This window comes from Actinopolyspora sabaoui (genome assembly GCF_051225635.1).
GTDB lineage: Bacteria > Actinomycetota > Actinomycetes > Mycobacteriales > Pseudonocardiaceae > Actinopolyspora.
Map to the genome: position 1 here is coordinate 364,428 of NZ_JBMIHH010000006.1, position 24,602 is coordinate 389,029.

Consider the following 24,602-nt stretch of genomic DNA (forward strand, 5'->3'; position numbering starts at 1 on the left):
TTCGGGCGGCGTAAATTTCCCACGAAATCGCCGGGTCATCGACGCAGGCCGAGCTCCGACCACCCTCGCGGTCGGCACCGCCACGGGTTCTCCCGTGCGGCTCTCGCGAGGACGCCGGAGACGTTGTGTAGGTCGCTACCCGATGTCGCCGGGCCCGCAGCGAGAGCCGTGCGAGAGGTTCCGCCAAGCGAGCACCCAAGACAACCGAAACGGTCCAGTACCACAACAAAAAGGTGTTTTCGGGTGATGTGCAGGCGTACCATCCAGTCGGTATGACATCGTTGTGAGCGCGATCACCGCGCCAACAGCGGATAGGCCCCTAGGGTGAGCACATTCCACCGTGCGTGGCTCGGACACGTCACGGGAGCCGTTTCGAAACAGACGCAGCAACCGCGAAGGAGTTCCCGCCATGACCGAAGCAGTCATCGTCGCGACCGCCCGCTCCCCCATCGGGCGCGCGGGCAAGGGGTCCCTGCTGGACATGCGCCCGGACGATCTCTCGGCACAGATCGTGCGGGCCGCGCTGGACAAGGTTCCCGAACTCGATCCCGGCGAGATCGACGACCTGATGCTCGGCTGCGGGCTGCCCGGCGGCGAGCAGGGCTACAACATGGGGCGCGTGGTCGCCACGCTGCTCGGCTACGACCACCTGCCCGGGACGACGATCACCCGCTACTGCTCCTCCAGCCTGCAGACGACCCGAATGGCCATGCACGCCATCAAGGCCGGTGAGGGCGACGTGTTCATCAGCGCGGGCGTGGAGACGGTCTCCCGCTTCGCGAAAGGGAACTCGGATTCGCTGCCGGACACCGCCAACCCGGCGTTCGACCGGGCGCAGCAGCGCACCCAGCAGGCCGCCGAGAACGGCGCCGCCGAGTGGGTTGACCCGCGGGAGTCCGGCGAACTCCCCGACGTCTACATCCCGATGGGGCAGACCGCGGAGAACCTGGCGCTCGCCAAGGGCATCGGCAGGGACGAGATGGACGAGTTCGGGGTGCGTTCGCAGAACCTCGCGGAGAAGGCCGCCGCGAACGGGTTCTGGTCCCGGGAGATCACTCCGGTCACCACTCCCTCCGGAACGGTCGTGGACACCGACGACAGCCCACGTGCCGGGGTGACCAAGGACGCGGTGTCGGGCCTCAAACCGGTGTTCCGCCCCGACGGGCGGATCACGGCGGGCAACGCGTGCCCGCTCAACGACGGCGCGGCCGCGCTGGTGATCATGAGTGACCGCAAGGCGGAAGAGCTGGGGCTCACCCCGCTGGCCCGGATCGTTTCCACCGGTGTGACGGCACTCTCCCCGGAGATCATGGGGCTGGGCCCGGTAGAGGCGTCGCGGCAGGCGCTCGGCCGGGCGGGCATGGGCATCGGCGACATGGACCTGGTCGAGATCAATGAGGCCTTCGCCGCCCAGGTGATCCCGTCCTACCAGGAGTTGGGCGTCCCGCTGGAGAAGCTCAACGTCAACGGCGGTGCCATCGCCGTGGGCCACCCGTTCGGCATGACCGGCGCGCGGATCACGACCACGCTGCTGAACTCGCTGCGCTACCACGACAAGCAGTTCGGGCTGGAGACGATGTGCGTCGGCGGTGGCCAGGGCATGGCCATGGTGCTGGAACGGCTCAGCTGACCGCACTAGGAGGCACGGCCCGTCGCGTTGAGCGCGGTTCCTCGCGGGACGGGCCGCCTCCGCAGGGCCGCCTCTCGGAACGGCTGTCGGAGTCGTTCGTGTCACACGAAAAGCAGCGCCCGTCCCTTCCGTATCGGAGGGAACGGGCGCCGCTTCGATTCGGCTGAGCTCCTGCTCTGCTCGCCTGAGCTCCTGCCGGGGGCTCTCGCGGGCACGTGGCCGGTCGCGCCGAACGGGCGCCCACGAGAACCGGAGCGGCGGAGTACCGCTAGTCGCTCTGCAGGTAGGACAGCAACCGCAGGATCTCCAGGTACAGCCACACCAGCGTGACCATCAGGCTGAACGCGATGTACCAGGAGAACCTGGCGTCCACACCGCTCTTGATGGCGCGGTCCGCCTCGTCGAAGTCCAGCAGGAACACGAACGCGGCGATACCGATGCACAGCAGGCTGAATCCGATGGCGAGGGGACCGCCGTCGCGGATGCCGAGGCCGCCCTCCACGAAGAAACCGGCGACCAGGTTGACCAGCATCAGCGTGACGGCACCTGCCGCCGCGCCGATGACCCACTTGGTCAGCTTCGGGGTGACCCGGATCGCACCGGTCTTGTAGACCACCAGCATGGCCGCGAACACACCCATGGTGCCCGCGATGGCCTGCATGATTATCCCGGGGTTCACCATGGTGGCGAACAAGTGGCTCACCGCACCGAGGAACACACCCTCGACGGCGGCATAGGCGATGACCAGTGCCGGGCTCACCTTCTTCTTGAAGATGTTGGCCAACGCCAGTACGAACCCGACGAGCGCCGCCGGGAGAGCCAGTCCCCAGGAAGCGGCACCGCCGATGATGTAGGTGGCCGCACCGGTACCGATCGTGATGGCCAGCGTGGTGGCCGTCTTGGTAACGATGTCGTCGATCGACAGCGGCCGTCCGGTCTGCTGCGGAGCGGTGGTGGCCTGCCCTTCGGTACCGAAGGCACCGGCGGGCTGGCCGTAGTTGAAGTTCGCGTACCCCCCACCCTTGGGCAGGTTCTTGAACGCAGGGTTGCTGCTTGTGCGCAAGTCATCCTCCCGGGCGTGCGTGCGCCGTCACCCGTATTAACGGCCGGGAGCCGCGATCGGTTCCCGGCCACGTAAAACGCACTTTACCCGTAATCGCGGCACTGGTCCCAGTGCCTCACCTGTTTCGGGAACGTCACGGTTTCAGCGGCGCTTCTTCTGACTCCGTTGCGAAGCGGACTGCTTACCCGAGCCACCCGCACGATTCTTGGACTGCTGGGCCTTCTTGTTGCCCGAGCCACTCCCGGAAGAGCCGGAGGAGCTACCACCGCTCCCCGAGCCGCCACCCGAACCATCACCGGACTTGGCGCTCGCGCTCGGCTTCGCACTCCCGGAACCGGCCTTGGAGCCCGACTTGGCGCTGGAGCCCGCCTTGGAACCGGAACCCGCTTTGGCGCTGGAGCCCGACTTGGAACCGTTGGAACGCTGGGAGGTCTTCTTGCTCGCGGAGCCGCTACCGGACTTGGAGCCGCTACCAGTCTTGGAACCACTGCCGGTCTTGGAGCCACCGGCGGACTTGGTGCCGTTCTCCGCCGTGGCCTCGGACGACTCCTCATCCGACTCGTCCTCGTCGAGCTCCGCGACGGCCTTCTTTTCGCCGTTACGGTCCGGCTTCTGTCCCGGCTTGGGGCGCGGGGCCTCCTTCTTGGCCGCGATGTCCTGCTCCTTCTGGCGCGCTTCCTCCCGATCCACCTTGTTGGTGAGGAAGTGCTGCTGCCCCAGGGTCCAGACGTTGTTGGCGAGCCAGTAGAACAGCACCGCCAGCGGCAGGAACCAACCGGATACCAGGGCGCCGATCGGGGCGAGGTACATCATGACCTTGCCCATCATCGCGCTCTGCGGGTTGGCCATCGCCGCGTCGGACTGGCGCTTCATCGACATTCGCATCGTGAAGTAGGTGGCCACCGAGGCGACGATCATCAGCGGGATACCCACCATGATCATATCGGCGCGGGTGGTGTCGAACTGCTCCAACTGCTGCTCGGGCTGGGTGATCCAGTTGGAGAGCTTGGCACCGAAGATGTCGGCGTTGACGAAGGACTGAACACCCTGCCTGCCGAAGGCGAAGTTGCTGTCCTCGGTGGGGTCGAACCCACGCAGCACGTGGAACAGGCTCAGAAAGACCGGGATCTGCACGAGCGCCGGAAGGCAGCCACCGAGCGGGTTGACCCCCTGCTCGGACTGCATCTTCTGCATCTCCTGCGCCATCTTCTGGCGGTCGTTCTTGTACTTCTCCCGGATCTTCTGCATCTGCGGGGCGAACTTCTGCATCTTGCGCCCCGCGCGAATCTGGCTCAGCGCGGGCTTGAGCAGCAGCACGCGCAGGGTGAACACCAGGAAGAAGACGGAGAGTATCCAACTGATGCCCTGATCCGGGCCGAACACGGCGCCGAAGAGCTGGTGCCAGACCCAGAGGAGCCACGACACCGGGTAGAGGATAAAGCCGAAGAATTGCTCCACTCGTTCACTCCTGGTCGTCGCCCGGCGCGCTCATCCGGGCTCTACCTGCACAGCCGCACTCCGACACGAACCGGAGGGTTCAACCCCGCCAGGGTGCCACGAGCGCATTCGATCACGGCGGGCGGGACTGCCGGTAACCGGCCGACCGGCGCGGATGCCGAGCTTCGGGGGCGATGCGAATCCGGGATCCCTAACCGGCCACCGCTCGGTTACTCGATCACTCGCGCCACACACCCACTCGGCGAAGACGTTCGAACACGGCACAGACCGTGTCACGTTCCGGTTCCAGATTGTACGCGAACCGGACGGCCCCCAGTCCCCGATTCCGGTTTCCCGGCAACCGAATCCGGAAGTGTCCGATCGGGAACTTGACTTCGAGTTTGATCTAACTCGTAGCTTCGATCTCGGCAACGACAACCGGAGCGGGACGACCGCCGCTTCCGGCGCGAGGGAAGGAGACGAGATGACCATCGACCACAGGACCGGCGCCAATCTGCGCGTGGCAGTGATCATCGGCAGCGTCCGGGAGGGGCGCTTCGGCCCGACGGTGGGCAACTGGATGGCCGCCGAGGCCGAACGCCACGGTGACTTCGATGTCGATCTGGTGGATCTGGCCGAGGTGGAACTGCCGATCGACATGAGCGCGGAATCCGCCTCCGACGCGGGGAGCTCGAAGACGTCACTACACGAACGGCTCGACGCCGCGGACGCCTTCGTGGTGGTCTCGGCCGAGTACAACCGCAGTTTTCCGGCATCGTTGAAGAACGCGATCGACCACCACAAGTCCGAGTGGTACGCGAAGCCGGTCGGACTGGTCTCCTACGGCGGGATCGCGGGCGGACTGCACGCCCTGGAGAACCTCAGGCAGGTGTTCGCCGAGGTCCGCGCCATGACCGTTCGGGACACGGTGAGCTTCCAGTGGGCCGGGCAGGCCTTCGACGAGGAAGGCTTTCCCAAGGACAGGGCGGGCAGCACCGCCGCGGCCAAGATGATGCTCGACGACCTGTCCTGGTGGGCGACCGCGCTCCGGGAGGCGAAGGAGAAGCGCCCCTACCGAAGTTGATCGGGTGCGCGTTGCTCGGGCGGCCTTGCTTGGGTGGCCTGGCTCGGACAGCCTCGCCCGAAGGGACCACCACTCGGTGGTGGGGCCTCCCCGTAGCGCACGGTGGAAACCCCGCGAGAGGTGACGGCGGAAGCTCCGATCACTCCGGGAAGAACCGTATGGATGGGCGTCCGTCCGGTCCTTCGGCGTCCACCCTGGCGCGAACGTTGTAGACCTCGGCGATCAGCTCCTCGGTCAGCACCTGTTCCGGGGAGCCCGCCGCCACGGCACGCCCCTCCGCCAGCACCAGCAGGTGATCGCAGAACATGGCCGCCAGGTTGAGGTCGTGCAGGGCGATGACGCTGGTCACCGGGATCCGGACCACCAGCGCCAGCAGCTCCAGCTGGTGCTGGATGTCCAGGTGGTTGGTGGGCTCGTCCAGCAGCAACTCCTTCGGCTGCTGTGCGAGCGCCCGCGCGATCTGGACCCGCTGGCGTTCCCCGCCCGAGAGGGTGTGCCACGACCGGTCGACCTTGTCCTCCAGCCGGGTGTACTCCACGGCCGAGCGCACCGCTGACTCGTCCTCGGCCGTGGCGCCCGCCCAGGCACGCCGGTGCGGGATGCGACCGAGGCGGACGACGTCGAGCACGCTCATGTCGACCTCGGTGCCCGCGTGCTGTTCGACCACGGCCACCCTGCGGGCGACGTTCTTGCGCCCCACTCGTTCGATCGGGGACCCGTCGAGTCGGACCACACCCTCCGACGCCGAACGAACCCCGGACAGCAGTCGGAGCAGGGTCGACTTGCCCGAACCGTTCGGCCCCAGCAGGCCGACGGTCGCTCCCTCCTCCGGGGCGATGCTGACGTCCTCGACTATCAGCTTCCCCCCGGTGCGCCAGGAAACCTCCTCGGCCAGCAGACTCATGAGCGTCGCTCCCTGCGATTCGTAACGGAACTTGCCTTGTCAGGTCGGATGCCGCCTTCGTTGTCGGTCTACCGCCACGTTGTGCTGCTCATCGAGCTTGTCCATCTCACCGGCACTCTCCTGCGCGACAGCGCCGAACACCAAGCTCGCCACCGACACCGCCGCGGGTTCTCTCGTGGTGCGCTCGCGAGGAAGGCCCGACGTGGTGTAGTAACTACCCGATGTCGGGCCTCCCCGGAGCGAGCGCCCGCGAGAGGTTCCGCCAAGCGAGCTCCGCGAAAAGCGGGTTGAGCACCTTCATCAGTGCACCTTGCGGCTGCGGTAGAGGATGACCACGAACGCGGGCACCCCGACCAGCGAGGTCATCACGCCGACCGGGATCTCCTGCGGATCCAGCGCGGTCCGCGCGATCGTGTCGATCCACACCAGGAAGATCGCCCCCGCCAGCGCGGTGGTCGGCAACAACCTGCGGTGGCCGGGGCCGACGATGGCCCGCGCCGCGTGCGGCAGCACCAGCCCCACGAAACCGATGGCTCCCGAGGCACTGACCAGCGTGGCGGTCAGCAGCGCCGTCACCACGAGCAGCAGCAGCCTGGTGCGCGCCACCGGAACGCCGAGCGAGGCGGCCGCGTCCTGCCCGAAGGTGAACGCGTCCAGCGAACTCGACTTGGCCGTGCACACCACCAGCACCGCGAGCAGCGCGCCAAGGCACAACCACACCTCGAACCAGCCGGTTCCACTCAGCGAGCCGAGCAGCCAGAACAGCACGCTGCGCGTCTGCCGGGAGTCGGCGACCGACATCACGATGAACGAGGTCAGCGCCGAGAACAGCTGCATGGCCGCGACGCCGGAGAGGATCACACGGTCGGCGGTGCCGCCGACGATGTGGCTCAGCACCATCACCAGCGTGAACGAGAGCAGTGATCCGAGGAACGCGCCGAGTGACAGCGAGAGCACCCCGCTGCCAATGCCCAGCACCACAACCAGCACGGCCCCGGTGGAGGCCCCGGAGGAGATCCCGAGCACGTAGGGGTCGGCCAGCGGGTTGCGCAGCAGGGACTGCATGACCACCCCACACAGTCCGAGCCCGGCACCGCACACCGCCGCCAGCATGGTGCGCGGCAGTCGGAGATCCCAGATGATCCCCTCGCGGATCAGCGAGAGCCCGGCGTCGCCGAGACCGAGATGCTCGCCCACGACCGCCCACACGTTGGTCACGGCGATGTCGGCCGGGCCGAACGTGATGGTGACGGCGACGGAGAGCGCGAGCAGCAGCAGACCCGCCAGCCAGAGAACGGCGGCGGCACCTCCGCGCGAGCGGGCCAGTAGGGCGGTCACTCGACGAGCCCGAACTCACGCAGCTTGGCCGCGACCCGTTCCACGCCGTTGACGGTACGGATCGAGGGGTTCATGGCGGCGCCGCTGAGCCGGATGTAGCGGTCGTTGCGCACGGCGTCCATGTGCTTGGTGACCGGGTTGTTCTCCAGGAACTCGATCTTCTGGGCGGCTTCCTCCGCGGTCTGGCTCTCGCGGGTCAGATCGCCGATGACCAGCACGTCGGGATCGCGCTGGGCCACGGTCTCCCAGTTGATCTGGGGCCATTCCTTCTTCGTGTCGTCGAAGACGTTCTTCGCGCCGATCTCCTCGGTGATGATGCCGGGGGCGCCGCAGCAGCCCGCCATGTAGGGCGACTCCTTGTTGGCGAACCAGTAGAGCATGCTCACGCCGGAGGCGTCGATGTCGGAGGAGGCCTTGTCCATCCTGCCGCGCAGCTCCTCGACCAGCTGGTCACCGCGCTTTTCGACGTCGAAGACCCGCGCGAGCTCCTCGATCTCCCGGTAGATGGTGCTCATCTCGAGTGGTTTGCTGCGTGCGCCGTCGCCGTCGCCCTCGTTGTTCTTGACGCAGTCCGCCGGGGAGAGATAGGTGGGCACGCCCATCTTGGCGAAGTCGTCCCGGGAGGACACCTCCTGGAAGGTGCTCTCGAAGGAGGCGGAGACGAAATCCGGTTCCTCGGCCAGCACCCGCTCGTAGGAGGGAGCGTTGTCGGCGAGCCTGGGAACCTTGGAGTTGGCTTCCCGCAGACTCTTCAGGACCGGGTCGGTCCAGGTGGCGGTGCCGACCATGCGGTCGGCGAGGCCGAGCGAGAGCAGGATCTCGGTCGAGCCCTGGTTCAGCGAGACCGTGCGTTCCGGCGGGGCCTCGACGGTGATCTCCCCGCCGCAGTTCTCGATGGTCTTGGGATAGCCCGCGGCGCTGTCCTGGGCGGAGGTTTCCGAACCGCTGCCGCCGCAGGCGGTCAACACTCCGAGCCCGAGCGGAATAAGGCAGGTCAGGGATAAGACACGGGACGATCTCTTCATGAGTCCTTCTCCGTCGGGGCTCCATGCGCGAGAGCCGTGCGGGCGGTTTCCGTGCGTCGCGTCGGGCGACGCCACAGCCAGCAGGTTTTCGGGCTCGAGATCGTCCACTCGGAGCGCCTTCCCGAGAGCTCGTCTCAGTGGCCGCTGCTCCGCGCGTCCCTCTCACCGCTGCGCGTCAGCTCCGGATTCGCACCGGATTCCCTGCGCCGCCCGGTGGAACTGCCCGGGCGGGTTGACTGGCGAGGAAGAACCTAACAATCCCGGCGAGTGTGGCTGCGCTCGGTGTGGGCGGCGCAACGTCGTCGCCCGAACACAGCCGCAACAGGAGACGCTACTCACAGCCGCTTCGACGCCCGGAGATCCGGTGCGGGGCTCTCCGGGTAACCGCTGGGCGCGTGTCGGCGGGCGACGAGGACCTCGCTCGGTGCACCCTGTTGTCGATGTTCCCAATCGTCCGGAAATGGGTTGGTCATCCGAATCAGACGCAGTGCCCCCAACCCCGGGTGAATGCTGCTCGCTCCGAGCGGATGAGAGCCAATCAGCTCTCCCCCTGTCAGGTGTAGTTCACCTGCCGGTACCGAAGAGTGTTGACTCTGACGCACAGTGAGACATAATGGAAGGGCCAACGTCGTTGGCGAGTGAGACAATGAACCGGAGCCCTTCAGGGGTTGCGAGGATGAGCCGGAACCGGGAAACCGGATCCCTCCGCCGCAGGCGGTTGTGGCCCCTCGAGCCCACTGAGGGGCTCCGTTTTGTCCGGACGCGTCATGTGCTCTCGAGCAGGCTCGGCCACCAGGACCGATTGGTGACGAAGTCGTTCTCGCCGATGATCTTCATTCCGTAGTTGAGCAGCTTGCCCTTTGCTCGGTGCAACTGGTGGCCGCACTCGATCAGCAGCTGGGCGGCTCGGACATCGTCGGGAGCTCCACGAAGTGCCACCGACAGGATGCCCGCGTGCAAATCGGCCAGCTGGAGGCCGTCATACTCACTCGTTCCGTGCCAGCTCGGTGGCCATCGAATGTGTTCCCAGGGCGTATGCACCGGAGAGGGAATGTTTTGAACCAGATTCAGATAACTAACCGTTCCGTCGTGATCCATATGCCTGACTGACCCCAACCGCAGGATCGCCAGTCGCGCTCCGCCGTGCCACCCATGAGCTGCCAGCGCGATACGTTCCAACAACAAGCGTGTCGTGTAGTTGTAGAACTTCTCATTGTCGCTCCGTAGAGCTTCATTGAACTGGACCGTAGCCTTGTGAGTAATGACGTGAATCGTTTTCGCGTCCGGGATGCTGGCGAGCATACTCGTAGCGAGCTGGCGACGGTCCGCCCGCTTGGGCTTAAAGTGCTCGACCCAGTGCAGCGGGCGTGAAGTTCCGATCTCGTATCGCAGCCCGGCAGCGACCGCCCTCGCGTAGGAGACGCTCTCCGCCGGAATCATCAGAGCGGTCATCGCGAAGAACGTGGAGGAATCTTTACCGAATCCACGGTCCCCGGTTTCGTCGACATACACCTCGACCTTGGGCAACTTGCCCGCCCAGCTGGGCGTACGAGGCATAGGTGCTCTCGAACCAGGAGACAACATCAACCTCCGCTCCAACTTCCGGCGATCCGCGGCTCACCGCAGCGTGATCACCACTGACACGGCGCACGATGATATCGCTTCGAGCACGAGAGAATACGGACAGCGAGTTTTGTGCAAGATCGGCCGTAGTAGATGCTGATGCAGCCGCCTTGGACGATGCGGTCGCTCGTAATGTTCCTGGTGTGTCGGACAATGGGGCGGTGATTGGCGTCCGTGATCCGCATCCGTGGCCCATGACGGAGCAGGAAGCCGTCGCTGTGCAGCAGCGGCTGCGGCCCCTGGTGCGTTTCGACGGTGAACCCGAGGTCGTGCGCACGGCGGCAGGGTTGGATGTGGCCTACCGCGAGGAGACCGACGAGCTCGTGGCGGCGGTGACGGTGCTCGACGTGGCCTCGCTGGCCGTGACCGACAGCGTGGTGGTGCGCGGCGAGCCGGAGTTTCCCTACGTGTCGGGGCTGTTCGCATTCCGCGAGGCGCCGCCGCTGCTGGAGGCGCTGACCCGGCTGTCGAGCGAGCCGGACGTGCTCGTCTGCGACGGCCAGGGGCTGGCCCATCCCCGCCGCTTCGGAGTGGCCTGCCACCTCGGCGTGCTGACCGAGCTCCCCAGTATCGGCGTCGCCAAGACCGCGATGGGCCACTACGAGCCGCCGGACGAACAGCGCGGCGATTGGTCACCGATCCGGTTCGACGAGGAGATCGTCGGCCGGGCGCTGCGGACGCAACGAGGCGTGAAGCCGGTGTTCGTCTCGATCGGCCACCGCTTCACCCTCGATGCGGCGTGCGAACTGGTGCTGCGGCTCGCACCGCACTACCGCCTGCCCGAGACGACACGGAGCGCGGATCGGTGGGGGCGCCGGGGCTCGGTCGGCCACTGGGCGCACTGGTCGTGATCGGCACGGGACTGTCCACGTCGCGATGTTCGACAAGGAAGCGACGAAAGAGGACAGTGGAGGGGGACGGACAAACGTCACGTCCACGATCTCAGGGAAGAGCGTCTCGGCAGCGGCACACCGAATCCAAAATGGACGCCCCCCGGCCCATCCCGCTGAGCATAGTGATCCACACGTACCGTGAACAACGGTTTTCGGTGCCCCCGGTCGGACTCGAACCGACACTACGACGATTTTAAGTCGTCCGCCTCTGCCGATTGGGCTACGGGGGCGCGTCCTCGGCTCGTCACCGACACGCCTTCGGTAACCGACCCACAGTGGGCCCCTTGTTAAGACGTGCCAATGCTGCCGTTGGTTCCAGAAGAAACGAAACCGCCATCTGGAGCAAACCCGATCACAGCGTGTGAAAAACATCAACACTGCCGCGCCACACGCACTACCACAGCCACCCATACAGGTGACAACTTTCAGGTAATGCTCGTGAACAGGTCACAGAAAGTCAAGAGAACGGGAGATCACACACAACGGGCCGTGCGCCGGTTCCCCGACGCACGGCCCGTTGCCGATCGTGTGATCACCGACCGAGGAGCCCGGAACGGGCTCAGCTGGAAGCCGCACGCTTGAAATCGGAACGGGGGTTCTGGATCTGCCCCATCGAGACGACCTCGCGCCGGAACAGGAACGCGAGTGTCCAGTCGATGACGATCCGCGCCTTGCGGTTGAAGGTCGGCATCTTGCTCACGTGGTAGGTGCGGTGCATGAACCAGGCCACGAAGCCCTTTGCCTTGAAGCCGTAAACGTCGGCCACGCCCTTGTAGAGCCCCAGCCCCGCGACGGAACCCGCGTTGCGGTGGAAGTACGCGGCGGTCTTGCGGCCACGCAGCGAGGAGATGAGGTTCTTCGCCAGCTGATTGGCCTGGCGAACGGCGTGCTGCGCCGAGGGGGCACAGGTGGCGTTGGGATCCTCCTCCGCCTTGGACAGGTCCGGCACGGCCGAGCAGTCACCCGCGACCCAGACGTCGGGGTGCCCCTCGACGCGCAGGTGCGAGGTGGCCTTGACCCTGCCGCGCTCGTCCAGTGGGAGGTCGGTGTTCTTCAGCACCGGGTTGGCCTTCACACCAGCGTTCCAGACCAGGGTGTCGGTGTCGAACTCGGTCCCGTCCGAGAGCACGGCGTGGCCGTTTTCCACCGACTTGAGGAACGTGTTCAGATAGACCTTGATGTCGCGTTCCTCAAGGGCCTTGACGGTGTAGACGCCCATCTTCTCGCTGACCTCGGGCATGATCCGCCCGGCGGCCTCGATCAGCGACCAGCTCATGTCGTCGCGGGTGATGGACTCGTAGTAGCGGGTGGCGTACCTGGCCATGTCCTCCAGCTCGGCCAGTGCCTCGGTACCCGCGTACCCCCCACCGACGAAGGTGAAGTTCAGCAGGCGCTTGCGCAGCTCCGGATCGGTGGTGTTGGCGGCGGCGTCCATCTTCGCGAGCACGTGGTTGCGCAGATAGATCGCTTCGCCCACGGTCTTGAGACCAATACCTTGTTCGGGCAGACCCGGGATCGGCAGCAGGCGCGAGACGGACCCGAGTGCGACAACGAGCACGTCGTAGCCCAGGTCACTGGCGATGCCCTCGGCATCCTCCACCGTGACCGATCGCTTCTCGTGGTTGACCTCCGTGACACGCGCGGTGAGAACGTGACACCGCTTCAACACTCGTCGCAACGGCGCTACCACGTGACGGGGCTCAACGTTGCCCGCCGCCGCTTCCGGGAGGAAGGGCTGGTAGGTCATATGCGGCTGAGGGTCGACGACCGTCACCGAAGCCTCACGGCGGCCGAGCTTGGACTGCAGTCGCAACGCGGTGTACATACCGACGTAGCCGCCGCCGAGGATGAGAATCCGGGTGGGATCGGATTTACCAGCCATGCCTCTATGGTCACACCAATACGCGATGGGCCACCCCGGCGGCCCCCTCAAATGTGACACCGCTCGCGGGTGTTCCTGATCACAAAAACAACCCGTGCACGGCCGTGGACGGTGCGTACAGCCTCATCGCGGTACGCAACCGTCGGGAGTTCCGCTCGTGCGGTACACGCGTCCTCGAAGGAAGAACCGGGATCACCGGGAGGACACGGGCACGATCGGCGTGGCTACCGGTCGCCTACGACAATGGCGAACACCGGGTGAAGTCGATCTCGAATCATCCCCGCCCACCATACCGGAGACTCGGATCAACGAGCGCGGGAGCACCGAATCGAGAGGCCCGTCACACACTCCCAGCGCTTCGGTCGCGGCGTGCCCACCCCTCGAACCAGGCGCAAAATCGAGACCTCTGAGACACCAAAGCCGCCGAGTGCGGTACTTCACCGGGTCGCCCGGTCGTACACGAACCCGGCGACCTGCTTGCGGTACTCCGAGTACGCGTCGAGCGCGAGTGGAACCGCGGCCGCGAGGATGTCGTAGTTGATGCGGATGTACTCGTGCACGATCGCGTTGCGCATGCCCACTGAAGGTTTGATCTTCTCGACGATCTCCGCCGTCAACACGCGCGCCGCTCCATCAGGTCGAAGCTGTCGCGATAGTTCTCCGGGGCGCGCCCGAGGACAACCGAGCTGATGTGCGTGTTGATGTCAGCGGCCAGGTCCACCAACCGACAGGTCAACCGTTCGACAGCGGCCGCGGTCACCGGCTCGGACCGCAGTCTGCTCGCGTCCATCGGGCTGATGCTCCGCAACGTCGCCGTAGCTCGATCGATCGCCTCGAGCTTGCTGCGGAGAACGTCCACGTCCAGGCCGTTGCGTGTCATCGCCCAGCCATCAGCTTGAGGTCGAGGAGGCGTAGGTGCCGAGTCTCCATCTCCATGGTCAACGCCGCGATCTGTGCCAGGGTGAACAGGCTCGGCTCCGCTTCGTACAACAACAGGCTCCGCGGACCGAGTGCCCGGGCAGTGGCCACGACACCGGCGGTGTTCAGATCGAGGAGATCGATACCGTCGAAGCCGGTCAGGCCCATCAGGTCGTTGATCAACCCGACGACGTCCAGCGCTGTGCCCGGACGGTGCCGACACGCGATATCCAGGTCCGCCGGAGCTCGCGATGACTCCCGCTCCACCGCGCTGCCGTGCACGACGAGCAGATCGAGATCGTATCTGCCGCACAACCGCTCGACTTCACCCGACTCCACCGCGGAATGGAGCCAGCCGAGCGCTTCGCGCGGCGTTGTCGTCATCACCGCTCAGCATAACCCCGTGACCGATGGGCAGCGATCACGCACCGAGCACGCCGATGTCCGGCCCGGCGTCGGCGAGCTGAACCGAACGCCTCACCCGATCCCCGCCGCCTCCTTGGCGCGTCCCAGCACGTCGCCCAGCATCTCCGGCGTCAGCCTGCCGGTGAAGGTGTTCTGCTGGCTCACGTGGTAGCAGCCCAGCAGCAGCAGTTCGCTCCCCGACGGGTCGCGCAGCGTGGCCCGGGCGCCGTGACCGAACCTCGGCTTCGGGCGGGGTACCTCCCAGCCACCGGCCGCCAGCACCGCCAACAGGGCCTGCCAGCCGTAACCGCCCAGCACCACCACGACCCGCAGGGTCGGCCGGAGCAGCTCGAACTCGCGCGCCAGCCAGGGCGAACAAGCGTCGCGCTCGGCCGGGGTCGGCTTGTTGGCGGGAGGGGCACACCGCACCGGCGCGGTGATCCGCGTGCCGTAAAGCCGTAGCCCGTCGTCGACCGATTCGGAGTGCGGTGCCGAGGCCAGCCCCACGTCGAACAGCGCCCGGTAGAGCACCTCTCCGGAGCGGTCTCCGGTGAACATGCGTCCTGTCCGGTTGGCCCCGTGCGCCGCGGGCGCCAGGCCCACCACTGCCAACGAGGCGTCCGAGGGTCCGAACCCCGGTACGGGCCTGCCCCAGTACTCCTGCCCGCGGAAGGCGGCGCGCTTCTCCTCTGCCACCCGTTCCCGCCAGCTCACCAGTCTGGGACAGGCGAAACAGTCGGTGACGGCCTCGTCCAGCTCGGCGAGCGTGCTCGCCTCGCCCGCCGAGGCACTCGGTTCGACCGACGCCGGGCCGGGCGATCGGGGATGTGTCTCGTACACCACAGTCACGGTGGCACATCGCCCGAACGCCCCCACGCGGGCCACCGGATCCTCCGGTCGAGGCGATTAGGCTACGGCCCATGACAGCCAGTGAGGAAACCGAGAACACCGGCGAGTCGAACCGGCAGTCGAGCACGCCTTCGGCCGAACCGACCGACGACCTCGTCAGCACGCACCACACGATCACGGCCAACGGCAAGCAGCTCTCCTACACGGCCACCGCGGGCCGGTACGTGCTGCGGGAGGAGAGCTACACCGAGGGCAAGTTCGACGGGCACGTCGCAGGTGCCGAGGTGTTCGTGACCTCGTACGTGGCCGATGCGCCGGAGTCCTCCGACCGCCCGGTCACGTTCGCCTTCAACGGCGGGCCGGGGGCGGCCAGCGTGTTCCTGCACATGGGACTGCTGGGACCGCGCAAGGTGGTCTCCGGCGACGCGGGCCAGCTCGCGGCCCCGCCGTACGGTCTGGCCGACAACCCGGAGACGCTGCTCGCGCACAGCGACTTGGTGTTCATCGACCCGGTCTCCACCGGTTTCTCCCGCGCGGTGCGCGGTGGCAAGGCGGGCGACTTCCACGGCTACCGGCGCGACATCGAGTCGGTGGCGGAACTGATCCGGCTGTGGACCACGCGCAACGGCCGCTGGCTGTCGCCGAAGTACCTGGCGGGCGAGTCCTACGGCACGTTGCGGGCCGCTTCACTGGCCGAGCACCTGCAGAGCAAGCACGGGCTCTACCCGAACGGGCTGCTGCTGATCTCGACGGTGCTGGACATGGGCACCATCCGCTTCACCGAGGGCAACGACCTGCCCTACAGCCTGTTCCTGCCGACCTACGCGGCCATCGCGCACCACCACGGCAAGCACGGGGAGCGCCCGCTGCGCGAGGTGCTCGACGAGGCCGAGGAGTTCGCGTCGCGGGACTACCCGTGGGCGCTGCGGCAGGGAGCCCGGCTGTCGGACGAAGACCGCGCCGAGGCGGTGCGGCGCACCGCCGAGTTGACCGGGCTGAGTCCGGACTACGTGGACCGGGTGAACCTGCGGATCGAGCACCTGCGGTTCTTCACCGAGCTGCTGCGCGACAAGCGGCTGACCGTCGGCCGCATGGACGGACGCTTCACCGGTTGGGAGCCCGACGCGGGCGGCGAGCACCTATCGGACGATCCGAGCGTGTCGGGACTCCTCGGGGCCTACTCGGCAGGGGTCAACCACTACCTGCGGCAGGAGCTGGAGTACTCCAACGACCTGCCCTACGAGGTGCTGTCGATGCGGGTCCACCCCTGGTCCTACGAGGACTTCGAGGGGATGGCGGTGACCGCCACGGACAAGCTGGCCAAGGCGATGCGCAGCAATCCGCACCTGCGGGTGCACGTGGGTTGCGGGCACACCGACGGGGCGACGCCGTACTTCGCGGCCGAGCACACCCTGGCCCAGCTGGAGATCCCGCGGGAGCTGCGCGACAACATCGAGGTCCGGTACTACCCCGCCGGGCACATGATGTACGTGCACGAGCCCTCGCGGATCAAGCAGTCCGCCGATCTCGCCGAGTTCGTCTCTCGGTGAAACAGGGCCGCCTCGGCTTTCGTAACTGGTTACTCGGCGGAACCTCTGGCACGGCTCTCGCTGCGGGGAGGCCCGAGGGCGCGGCGATTTCGTGGGAAATTGACGGAGCCAGCACCGCGCCACCGAACGGGGGCGTCAATTTCTCGCGAAATCGACGCCCCCGCCACCACGAAGAGGTGCTCTTCGGAAGGCAGCGCCCTCCTCAGGAAACCACGTGGTCGTTCCGTTCGGCGAAGTGGCAGGCGCTGGGGTGGCCGTCGGCCAGTTCGAGGTCGATGCGGCCACCGTCGCGCCGCACGGCCAGCTCGGGCTCCTGCTCGGCGCAGATGTCCTGCGCCTTCCAGCACCTGGTGCGGAACCGGCACCCGGAGGGCGGGTTCGCCGGGCTGGGCACGTCACCCGTGAGCCGGATGGCCTCCCTGCGGTCGCGCACCGAGGGATCGGGCACGGGCACCGAGGACAGCAACGCCTGGGTGTAGGGGTGCTGCGGGTGCTCGTAGATCTGCTCCTCGCTGCCGTTCTCGACCATCTTGCCCAGGTACATCACGCCCACCCGGTCGGAGAGGTGCCGCACCACGCCGAGGTCGTGGGCGATGAAGATGTAGGACAGGCCGAACTCGGACTGCAGGTCGCTCAGCAGGTTCATCACCTGCGCCTGGATCGAGACGTCCAGCGCGGACACCGGCTCGTCGCAGACGATCACCTTGGGCTTGAGCGCCAGCGCACGGGCGATGCCGATCCGCTGCCGCTGCCCACCCGAGAACTGGTGCGGATAGCGCCGCACGTGCTCCGGGTTGAGACCGACCGTGTCGAGCAGCTCCTGCACCCGCCGCTGCCGGTCACCCTTCGGCGCCACCTCGGGGTGGATCTCGAACGGCTCACCCACGATGTCGCCCACCGTCTTGCGCGGGTTGAGCGAGGTGTAGGGGTCCTGCAGCACGATCTGCATGTCCCTGCGCAGCTGCCGAAGCTGGGACGCGCTCTTCTTGCCGAACATGTCCACACCCTCGAACAGCGCGCTGCCGCTGGTGGGCTGCTCCAGCCGCATCAGCACCTGGGCCAGTGTGGACTTGCCGCAACCGGACTCGCCGACGATGCCCAGCGTCTCGCCCCGGTTGAGATCGAAGGAGACCCCGTCCACCGCGCGCACGTGACCGATGGTCTTCTTGAACACGATCCCCTGCTGCACCGGGAAGTGCTTGACCAGGTCGCGAACTTGCAGGATCGGCTCACTCACTGCTGATCAACTCCTCGGCGAAGTGGCAGGCGCTGTAGCGCCCGGGGCGGAGTTCGCGCAACTCCGGAACCTTCCGGCGGCACTCGTCCGTGGCGCGGTGACAGCGCGGGTGGAACGGGCAGCCCTCCGGGATGTTCGCGAGGTTCGGCGGGAGCCCCTTGATGCTGGCCAGCTGTTCGCCCTTCTGATCCAGCCGGGGGATGGACTCCATCAGCCCCTCGGTGTAGGGGTGCGCGGGGCGCTTGTACAGCGACTCCGCATCGGACTCCTCCACCACCCGACCGGCGTACATCACCGCGATGCGGTCGGCGACCTCGGCGACGACCCCGAGGTCGTGGGTGATCAGGATCAGCCCCATCCCGCGTTCGCGGCGCAGCTCGTCCAGCAGATCCATGATCTGGGCCTGCACCGTCACGTCCAGCGCGGTGGTCGGCTCGTCGGCGATGAGCAGGTCCGGGTCCAGCGCCAGCGACATCGCGATCATGGCGCGTTGCCGCATACCGCCGGAGAACTGGTGCGGGAACTCCTTCACGCGCTGCTTGGCGTTGGGGATCTTGACCATGTCCAGCATCTCGGCTGCCTTGGCCATCGCGTCCTTGCGCGACATTCCCCGCCGGAAGCGGAACTGCTCGGCGATCTGGAATCCCACGGTGTAAACCGGGTTGAGCGCGGAGAGCGCGTCCTGGAAAATCATCGCCATGTTCTCGCCCCGCAACTTGCGGCGACGATCCTCCGTCGCGGAGAGGAGTTCCTCCCCGCGATAACGGATGGCTCCCTTGGTCGCGAAACCGGGCGGAGTGTCCAGAATGCCCATCACGGTCTGCGCCGTGACGCTCTTGCCGGAGCCCGATTCGCCGAGCACGGCGAGGGTCTCCCCGGCGTCGACGTGATAGCCGACCCCGTTGAGCACGTTCGCCGTGGCCTCGCGGGTACGGAACTCGACGTGCAGGTCTTCCACTTCGAGCAGGCGCGACTCCGGCGAGCCGCCCGTGCTGTCGTCGGTAGCCGACAAAGCGGCCCTCCTTACTACCGTTGTTTCGGATCCAGCGCGTCACGCACCGCGTCACCGAGCATCACGAACGCCAGAACCGTGATCACCAGGAAGCCCGCCGGGAACAGCAGCATGTGCGGCGTGCTGATGATGTACTGCTGGGACACCGAGATCATCATTCCCCAGGAGACGACCGGCGCCTTGAGCCCGAGCCCCAGATAGGAGAGCGTCGCTTCGAGCCCGATCATCTGCCCCAACGCGATGGTCGCGTAGACCATCACCGGAGCGACGCAGTTCGGCAGCACGTGCTTGAAGATGATCCTGCTGTGGCTGGCACCCAGCGCTTTCGCCGCGTTGACGTAGTCCTGCTGCTTGGCCGCGATGGCCGCCGAACGCATGATGCGCATCGAGATCGGCCAGGCCAGTACGCCGATGGTCACGATCACCTGGCTCATGACGCGGATTTCCCCTGGACTGACGATCCCCGCGTTGAACACTGACAGGATAACGATCGCACCGAGCACGAACGGCAGTCCCAGGAAGATCTCGGCGAACCGGGAGACCAGGACGTCCGTCTTCCGCCCGAAGTAACCGGAGATCAACCCGAAGATGGAGCCGAGCACCACGGTCAGGGAAGTCGCGAGCACTCCGACGAGGATCGATGACCTGGTCCCGTAGATCACCCTGGAGTAGACATCCCTACCGAGGTGATCGTAGCCGAACCACGCTTCGCCCGAAGGTCCCTGGCGTGCCTTGCTGAGCAATTGCTCGTTGGGGTCGGTGGCGGTGAACAGCCACGGGAAAGCCGACATCACCAGCAACAGCAGAATGATGGCACTCGCCGCGATGAACAGCGGGCGCTTGCGCAGGTCACGCCAGGCGTCGCCCCAGAGCCCCACTTGCTTTTCGAGCTTGGGCTGCTGCTCGCCGGAACGGGAGACATCCCGGTCGCCGGTGTCCGTCGAATCCGTCTGCTCTCGGATTGATTCAGTCATATCGGATCCTCGGGTCCAAAGCCGCGTAGAGAATGTCAACCAGCAGGTTCATCAGCAGGTAGACGATCACTAGCAGGGTGACGACGCCCGTAACGGTTGTTCCTTCCTGCCCGCCGATCGCTTGGAAGACGAGGTTACCGATTCCGGGGATGTTGAAGATGCCCTCGGTGACGATGGCCCCACCCATCAGCGCACCGAAGTCGGTCCCGATGAAGGTGATCACCGGGATCAACGAGTTGCGCAGCATGTGCACCGAAACGACCCGGCGCGGCTTGAGTCCCTTGGCGTTGGCGGTACGGATGTAGTCCGCGCGCTTGTTCTCGAACATCGCCGTGCGGGTGAGCCTGGCGATGTAGGCCATGGACAGACTGCCGAGAATCAAGCCCGGAACCATCAACTCGCCGATGGTCGGATCGGTACTGACCGAGGGGTCCATCCAACCCAGCTGGACACCGAAAACGATTTGGACCACGAAGCCGCTGACGAAAACCGGCACGGCGATCAGGAAGAGCGTGGCCGCGAGCACCAGATTGTCCACGAAGCCCTTACCGCGCAATGCGGTCAGGATCCCGGCGGCGATGCCGATCACGGCCTCGAAGACCAGTGCGATCGCCGCGAGCTTGATGGTGACCGGATACGCGTCCTGGATCAGCGTACTGACTTCGATCCCCGAGAAGGTCTCCCCGAAGTTACCCTGGAACAGCTGCCCCAGATACAGGATGTACTGCATCGGCAGTGGTTCGTCAAGATTGTACTTCTCGGTCATCATCTGAACGTAGGCCTCCGGGCAAGCACGGGATCCGCACTTGCCCGCGAAGGGATCTCCCGGCAGGGCCCACACGAGGGAATAGATGATGAACGTCGTTCCGATGAAAACCGGAATCAACTGCAGCAGTCGCCGCAGTATGTATCGGCCCACCGAACCTCCTTCGACACGGACAGGCCCGGCCCACCACCGCTTTTGGCAATGGCGAGCCGGGCGACTGCCCTACTGACTCACACTCACTCCGGCTGGGCGATCTTCACCGATGTCAGCGACAGCGAACGGCGCTTGGTCACCTGTCCCTCGGCGATACGATCCGACTTGGCCGACTGCACGTTCTGCGAGTAGACCGGCACGGTCGGCATGTCCTTGGCCAGCAGTTTCTCCGCCTTGGCGTAGAGTTCGTTGGCCTTTTCGACCGTAGGAGCCTGGTTCGCCTGGCTCATCAGATCCTCGAACTTGGGATTGTAGTAGCCACTGTCGTTGGAGGAACCACCCTTGGTGTAGATGGGGGCCAGGTAGCTCTGGATGCTCGGGTAGTCGGCGATCCATCCGCTGCGGAACATCCCGGTCATCTGGTTCGCGGCGATCGAGGAACGGAACTCGCTGAACGTGGGAACCGGGTTGTAGGAGACCTCGATGCCCAGGGTATCCCGAATGCTGCCCGCGACGGCCTTGATCCACTCCTCGTGGCCGCCGTCGGCGTTGCTGGAGATGGTCAACGTACCGTCGAAGCCACCCGCCTTCTTCAGGAGCTCCTTGGCCTTGGCGGGGTCGTACTGGCACCACTGCCCGCAGGCCTCGCCCTCACGGCCGGGAGTACCGGGGGCGGACCACCCTCGGAGTGCCTCACGCGTGCCGGAGAAAACGTTCTTGACGATGCTCTCGCGATCGATGGCCATCGAGATGGCCTTACGCAGATTCGGGTCCTGGAACTTCTCGTCGTAGAGCGGGAAGCTCAGCGGCGTGACGAGCGCACCCTCGCGGGTGAGCGCGTTGTCGCCGAGTTCTTCCTTCCAGCGGTTGTCGACCAGCGCGGAGGTGGGCACCTGCCGTTGGAAGTCGAGGTTCCCGGACTTGAGGTCGCGGTAGGCGGTCGCCTGCTTCTGGTAAACCTTGAACTTGAAGGCCTTGACCTCGCCCTTGCGCTCGCCCTTGTAGTCCTCGTAACGCGTCAGCGTGAGGCTGCGGTTGGGTTGACGCTTCTCGAACTTGTACGGGCCGTTGCCGACCGGGTCGTTCTCGAAAGCTTCCTTGTCCTTGAAGAACTTCTCCGGCAACGGCGAGAACGCCGTGTACCCCAGGGTCGTGGGGAAGATGGTGAAAGGCTGCTTGAGGGTGATCTCGAAGGTGTGGTCATCCACGACCTTCAGCCCGGACATCTTCTCCGCGCTCGGCTCCGGAGCTTCCTTCGGACCGGTTTCCCCGTCCGGATCCGGCGGGTTGACGTCGTCGAAGCCCTTGATCTTGTCGAAGAAGCTGGCGGTCTTCTGCCCGTTGGGCGCATAAGAAGTGTAGTTCCAGGCCCGCACGAAGTTGTCGGCGGTGACTTCCTCGCCGTCGTGGAACTTCCAGCCCTGCTTCAGCTTGACCGTGTAGGTCTTCTTGTCGTCGGAAGCCTCGATCGACTTCGCCATGGCGTTGTACGGCTCGAAGGTCTTCGGGTCGTACTCGACGAGACCGGTGAACATGGCGTCGAGGACGTTTCCACCATTGACTTCGGTGGTGTTGCCTGGCACGAGCGGATTCTCCGGCTCTCCCCAGTCCACCGTGATCGGGTCCTTGAGGGTACCGGTTTCCTCGGTGACGGCGCTGCCGCCACCGCCGCCGCAGCCTGCTGCCAGCAGGACCGCCGACAGCGATGCCGCGACCGGCGCGACCATGCGTCGCTTGCGCATCAAATTCCTCCCGCTGTCTACGTGACTCCCCGCTGATCAAGGCGGGGGTCGCCACGCCGACGACCTCGGGTCGTCGGATGAGTGCGAGCGTAAACATAAGCGAGACACAGTTCACGACAATGAGCTGTCACAAAGCCGTCACTTTCTTTCTCGATTCAGCAAGATAATCACCCAATTGACGGAATGAAGCGTCTCACATAGCGGAATTCAACCGATCGACAGGGCGATACCGTCGAGGATGTCGTGCTCACTGACAGTTATATCGGAGATCCCCGCGCGCTCCGCCAGCTCGGCCGCGAGCACGCTCACCACCAACGCTCCTCCCCCGATGACGTCCACCCGCCCCGGATGCATCGGCCCCAGCGCGGCACGCTGGTCGTGATCCATCGCCAGCAGCTCCCGCGCGGTCTCGTCAACACTCCTCCGGGACACGCGGGAGAGGTGGATCGCGGCGGGGTCGTACTCGGGCAGACCGTGCGCGATCGCCGACAGGGTGGTGACGGTGCCCGCCACCCCGACCCAACGACGCGCGGCGGAGACGTCCACGGCGGCGAACGCCTCGTCCAGCACCTCCCGAGTGAGCTCACCGGCGACCTTCACCTCATCGGGTGAAGCCGGATCGGTGTGTAGGCAACGCTCCGTGAGACGCACGCATCCGATGTCCGCTGAGTGGGATCCGACGATCTCCGCCTCCTTGCCGTCCCAGTGGCCGAGCACCAACTCGGTCGAACCGCCCCCCACATCGGCCACCAGGAATGGGCCGTCCGCGGGATCCAGATCGCCCACCGCGCCAACGAAGGAGAGTCTGGCCTCCTCCTCGCCGGTGATGATCTCGGCCTCCACCCCCAGGGTCTCGCGGACCATCCCGAAGAAGTCCTCGCGATTGGCCGCGTCCCTGGTCGCCGAGGTGGCCACCATCCTGGTGCGCTCGACGGACTCCTCCCGGATGCGCTCGTCGTAGTCGTGCAGCGCCTGCCTGGTGCGGTCGAGCGCCTCCTCGGACAGCCTGCCGGTGGCGTCGACCCCCTGCCCCAGTCGCACGATCCGCATCTCGCGGTGCAGATCGCGCAGTTCGCGCGTGCCGTCGTCGTGCACGGTCACCTCGGCGATCAACAGGCGAATCGAGTTCGTCCCGCAGTCGATCGCAGCAACGCGCACCATGCTTCCTCCTGTTTCGAAGTCTTCCGGTCGAGTTGACGGGGTGCTCGCTTGGCGGAACCTCTCGCGCGGCGGTGCCGGCTGCGAGGCCGGGTGTTTCGGCGCTGGCAGCGCCGAATGCATCACGTCGGTCGGCAATACCGGCGGAAAAACATCCGCGATGCAGTCGTGTCCGGACGAAAGTCGTCGAGCCGTTCCGGAGCCGAGATTCACCTCCGAGCACCTTGTCGGGTCCAGGCTATTGCAGCGCAGGGTGGGCGGCACGGGCGACCCGAACCGATTCGGTCGACAGCGCGCGGAAGTGTCGCGGACGCCCACCCCGGACAACGGCTCGGTAATCGGCGTGAACGGGACCGTGCGCACCCGGAGAGCGGAACTGCCTGCGGGTTTCGGGGTCTCGGTGTAGGGGAAATCACGACTCGTACAACGAAACGGTGAACAGCAGGCCCAAATCGGGCAACTCCACCCGAAAACGAACAATCGCGTTATAGGGTTTCCCGTTCGGTGCCTGGTTCGCAGCGCGCCGAAACGGAGTCTCGCGCGAACCGGGAAGCGCACCGGCCAATGACGTCACGGAAGGATGAAAAGTGTCCTATCAGGACTATCAACAGCAACCCGAACAGCAGCCGAGCAACGGCCTCGGAACCGCCGCGCTCGTGCTCGGCATCATCGGGGTGGTGCTGTCGCTGATCCCTGTGTTCGGGGTCATCGCCTGGCCGGTCGTCATCGTCGGCATCATCCTCGGCATCATCGGCATCCGGAAGGTCTCGCAGGGCAGGGCCACCAACAAGAAGGTCGCGATCACGGGGACAGTCCTGTCCGGTGTCGGCCTGGCCATCTGCATCATCTGGGCGATCCTCGCGTTCTCGGTCTTCCAGTCGCCCGAGTTCCAGAACGAGTTCCAGGAGCAGATGAGCCGGGAGATGGAGCAGCAGAACTGACGGCCTCCTCGCGGGGCG

At 66.0% G+C, this 24,602-nt stretch carries 22 protein-coding genes, 1 tRNA gene and 1 riboswitch; of the genes, 5 read left to right on the forward strand and 18 right to left on the reverse strand.

Going from position 1 to position 24,602, the window contains the following annotated elements:
* Positions 1 to 409 precede the first annotated feature (409 nt).
* Complete coding sequence (locus ACOQFL_RS14080) at positions 410 to 1,630, forward strand: acetyl-CoA C-acetyltransferase (protein ID WP_435544592.1); 1,221 nt, start codon at positions 410 to 412, stop codon at positions 1,628 to 1,630.
* A gap of 268 nt (positions 1,631 to 1,898) precedes the next feature.
* Here ACOQFL_RS14080 and ACOQFL_RS14085 read toward each other — a convergent pair whose 3' ends face one another.
* A complete protein-coding gene (locus tag ACOQFL_RS14085; protein ID WP_435544593.1) occupies positions 1,899 to 2,693 on the reverse strand; it encodes a Bax inhibitor-1/YccA family protein in 795 nt (264 codons plus the stop codon).
* A gap of 141 nt (positions 2,694 to 2,834) precedes the next feature.
* On the reverse strand, positions 2,835 to 4,151 hold the full coding sequence (yidC, locus tag ACOQFL_RS14090) for a membrane protein insertase YidC (RefSeq protein WP_435544594.1): 1,317 nt from the start codon (positions 4,149 to 4,151) through the stop codon (positions 2,835 to 2,837).
* A 463-nt stretch (positions 4,152 to 4,614) separates the two neighbouring features.
* Here yidC and ACOQFL_RS14095 point away from each other — a divergent pair, with 463 nt between their 5' ends.
* Entirely contained in the window at positions 4,615 to 5,214 is a 600-nt protein-coding gene (locus tag ACOQFL_RS14095) for an NADPH-dependent FMN reductase (RefSeq protein ID WP_435544595.1), read from the forward strand.
* A 139-nt stretch (positions 5,215 to 5,353) separates the two neighbouring features.
* Here ACOQFL_RS14095 and ACOQFL_RS14100 read toward each other — a convergent pair whose 3' ends face one another.
* From ACOQFL_RS14100 to ACOQFL_RS14115, 4 genes are all read right to left on the reverse strand, one after another.
* Positions 5,354 to 6,118, reverse strand: a complete 765-nt coding sequence (locus tag ACOQFL_RS14100; RefSeq protein ID WP_435544596.1) for an ABC transporter ATP-binding protein — start codon at positions 6,116 to 6,118, stop codon at positions 5,354 to 5,356.
* Between the two features lie 300 nt (positions 6,119 to 6,418).
* Complete coding sequence (locus tag ACOQFL_RS14105; RefSeq protein WP_435544597.1) at positions 6,419 to 7,456, reverse strand: FecCD family ABC transporter permease; 1,038 nt, start codon at positions 7,454 to 7,456, stop codon at positions 6,419 to 6,421.
* A complete protein-coding gene (locus ACOQFL_RS14110) occupies positions 7,453 to 8,481 on the reverse strand; it encodes an ABC transporter substrate-binding protein (protein ID WP_435544598.1) in 1,029 nt (342 codons plus the stop codon). The genes ACOQFL_RS14105 and ACOQFL_RS14110 overlap by 4 nt, the downstream gene beginning before the upstream one ends.
* Before the next feature lie 62 nt (positions 8,482 to 8,543).
* Positions 8,544 to 8,737: riboswitch (cobalamin riboswitch) on the reverse strand.
* Between the two features lie 509 nt (positions 8,738 to 9,246).
* Complete coding sequence (locus ACOQFL_RS14115) at positions 9,247 to 10,008, reverse strand: DUF3800 domain-containing protein (RefSeq protein ID WP_435544599.1); 762 nt, start codon at positions 10,006 to 10,008, stop codon at positions 9,247 to 9,249.
* 257 nt (positions 10,009 to 10,265) lie between these two features.
* Here ACOQFL_RS14115 and ACOQFL_RS14120 point away from each other — a divergent pair, with 257 nt between their 5' ends.
* The gene (locus ACOQFL_RS14120; protein ID WP_435544600.1) at positions 10,266 to 10,955 is read left to right on the forward strand and encodes an endonuclease V; all 690 of its coding nucleotides are present in this window, start codon (positions 10,266 to 10,268) and stop codon (positions 10,953 to 10,955) included.
* Between the two features lie 198 nt (positions 10,956 to 11,153).
* Here ACOQFL_RS14120 and ACOQFL_RS14125 read toward each other — a convergent pair.
* The 6 genes from ACOQFL_RS14125 to ACOQFL_RS14150 form a co-directional block, all read right to left on the reverse strand.
* A tRNA-Leu gene (locus ACOQFL_RS14125) sits at positions 11,154 to 11,227 on the reverse strand.
* A gap of 329 nt (positions 11,228 to 11,556) precedes the next feature.
* Positions 11,557 to 12,879, reverse strand: a complete 1,323-nt coding sequence (locus ACOQFL_RS14130) for an NAD(P)/FAD-dependent oxidoreductase (RefSeq protein WP_435544601.1) — start codon at positions 12,877 to 12,879, stop codon at positions 11,557 to 11,559.
* Between the two features lie 437 nt (positions 12,880 to 13,316).
* Positions 13,317 to 13,499, reverse strand: coding sequence for a HepT-like ribonuclease domain-containing protein (locus ACOQFL_RS14135; protein ID WP_435544602.1), 183 nt, complete (start codon positions 13,497 to 13,499; stop codon positions 13,317 to 13,319).
* A complete protein-coding gene (locus ACOQFL_RS14140) occupies positions 13,493 to 13,759 on the reverse strand; it encodes a HepT-like ribonuclease domain-containing protein (RefSeq protein ID WP_435544603.1) in 267 nt (88 codons plus the stop codon). The genes ACOQFL_RS14135 and ACOQFL_RS14140 overlap by 7 nt, the downstream gene beginning before the upstream one ends.
* Positions 13,756 to 14,181: a hypothetical protein gene (locus tag ACOQFL_RS14145; protein WP_435544604.1), complete on the reverse strand. Its 426-nt coding sequence runs from the start codon at positions 14,179 to 14,181 to the stop codon at positions 13,756 to 13,758. Before ACOQFL_RS14145 ends, ACOQFL_RS14140 begins: the two co-directional genes overlap by 4 nt.
* A 93-nt stretch (positions 14,182 to 14,274) precedes the next feature.
* Positions 14,275 to 14,958 (reverse strand): uracil-DNA glycosylase, encoded by a 684-nt coding sequence (locus ACOQFL_RS14150; protein ID WP_435544697.1) that lies wholly within the window; start codon positions 14,956 to 14,958, stop codon positions 14,275 to 14,277.
* Positions 14,959 to 15,122: 164 nt separating this feature from the next.
* On the opposite strand from ACOQFL_RS14150, the gene ACOQFL_RS14155 reads away from it, so the two are divergent.
* Positions 15,123 to 16,601: a S10 family peptidase gene (locus ACOQFL_RS14155; protein WP_435544605.1), complete on the forward strand. Its 1,479-nt coding sequence runs from the start codon at positions 15,123 to 15,125 to the stop codon at positions 16,599 to 16,601.
* A 202-nt stretch (positions 16,602 to 16,803) separates the two neighbouring features.
* Here ACOQFL_RS14155 and ACOQFL_RS14160 read toward each other — a convergent pair whose 3' ends face one another.
* The 6 genes from ACOQFL_RS14160 to ACOQFL_RS14185 form a co-directional block, all read right to left on the reverse strand.
* Complete coding sequence (locus tag ACOQFL_RS14160; RefSeq protein ID WP_435544606.1) at positions 16,804 to 17,838, reverse strand: ABC transporter ATP-binding protein; 1,035 nt, start codon at positions 17,836 to 17,838, stop codon at positions 16,804 to 16,806.
* Positions 17,831 to 18,850: an ABC transporter ATP-binding protein gene (locus tag ACOQFL_RS14165; RefSeq protein ID WP_435544607.1), complete on the reverse strand. Its 1,020-nt coding sequence runs from the start codon at positions 18,848 to 18,850 to the stop codon at positions 17,831 to 17,833. The genes ACOQFL_RS14160 and ACOQFL_RS14165 overlap by 8 nt, the downstream gene beginning before the upstream one ends.
* 14 nt (positions 18,851 to 18,864) lie before the next feature.
* Entirely contained in the window at positions 18,865 to 19,824 is a 960-nt protein-coding gene (locus tag ACOQFL_RS14170) for an ABC transporter permease (RefSeq protein ID WP_435544608.1), read from the reverse strand.
* Complete coding sequence (locus ACOQFL_RS14175) at positions 19,817 to 20,743, reverse strand: ABC transporter permease (protein ID WP_435544609.1); 927 nt, start codon at positions 20,741 to 20,743, stop codon at positions 19,817 to 19,819. The genes ACOQFL_RS14170 and ACOQFL_RS14175 overlap by 8 nt, the downstream gene beginning before the upstream one ends.
* A gap of 83 nt (positions 20,744 to 20,826) precedes the next feature.
* A complete protein-coding gene (locus tag ACOQFL_RS14180; protein WP_435544610.1) occupies positions 20,827 to 22,485 on the reverse strand; it encodes a peptide ABC transporter substrate-binding protein in 1,659 nt (552 codons plus the stop codon).
* Positions 22,486 to 22,692: 207 nt separating this feature from the next.
* Positions 22,693 to 23,646: a Ppx/GppA phosphatase family protein gene (locus tag ACOQFL_RS14185; protein ID WP_435544611.1), complete on the reverse strand. Its 954-nt coding sequence runs from the start codon at positions 23,644 to 23,646 to the stop codon at positions 22,693 to 22,695.
* A 584-nt stretch (positions 23,647 to 24,230) separates the two neighbouring features.
* Here ACOQFL_RS14185 and ACOQFL_RS14190 point away from each other — a divergent pair.
* Positions 24,231 to 24,584, forward strand: coding sequence for a hypothetical protein (locus ACOQFL_RS14190; RefSeq protein ID WP_435544612.1), 354 nt, complete (start codon positions 24,231 to 24,233; stop codon positions 24,582 to 24,584).
* Positions 24,585 to 24,602: the final 18 nt, after the last annotated feature.

What these genes read in the sequence shown, in the direction of transcription:
- ACOQFL_RS14080 (WP_435544592.1), top strand. Translation starts at nt 410, where the DNA reads ATGACCGAAGCAGTCATCGTCGCGACCGCCCGCTCCCCCATCGGGCGC.
- ACOQFL_RS14095 (WP_435544595.1), top strand. Translation starts at nt 4,615, where the DNA reads ATGACCATCGACCACAGGACCGGCGCCAATCTGCGCGTGGCAGTGATC.
- ACOQFL_RS14100 (WP_435544596.1), bottom strand. Translation starts at nt 6,118, where the DNA reads ATGAGTCTGCTGGCCGAGGAGGTTTCCTGGCGCACCGGGGGGAAGCTG.
- ACOQFL_RS14110 (WP_435544598.1), bottom strand. Translation starts at nt 8,481, where the DNA reads ATGAAGAGATCGTCCCGTGTCTTATCCCTGACCTGCCTTATTCCGCTC.
- ACOQFL_RS14130 (WP_435544601.1), bottom strand. Translation starts at nt 12,879, where the DNA reads ATGGCTGGTAAATCCGATCCCACCCGGATTCTCATCCTCGGCGGCGGC.
- ACOQFL_RS14140 (WP_435544603.1), bottom strand. Translation starts at nt 13,759, where the DNA reads ATGACACGCAACGGCCTGGACGTGGACGTTCTCCGCAGCAAGCTCGAG.
- ACOQFL_RS14145 (WP_435544604.1), bottom strand. Translation starts at nt 14,181, where the DNA reads ATGACGACAACGCCGCGCGAAGCGCTCGGCTGGCTCCATTCCGCGGTG.
- ACOQFL_RS14155 (WP_435544605.1), top strand. Translation starts at nt 15,123, where the DNA reads ATGACAGCCAGTGAGGAAACCGAGAACACCGGCGAGTCGAACCGGCAG.
- ACOQFL_RS14170 (WP_435544608.1), bottom strand. Translation starts at nt 19,824, where the DNA reads ATGACTGAATCAATCCGAGAGCAGACGGATTCGACGGACACCGGCGAC.
- ACOQFL_RS14180 (WP_435544610.1), bottom strand. Translation starts at nt 22,485, where the DNA reads ATGCGCAAGCGACGCATGGTCGCGCCGGTCGCGGCATCGCTGTCGGCG.
- ACOQFL_RS14185 (WP_435544611.1), bottom strand. Translation starts at nt 23,646, where the DNA reads ATGGTGCGCGTTGCTGCGATCGACTGCGGGACGAACTCGATTCGCCTG.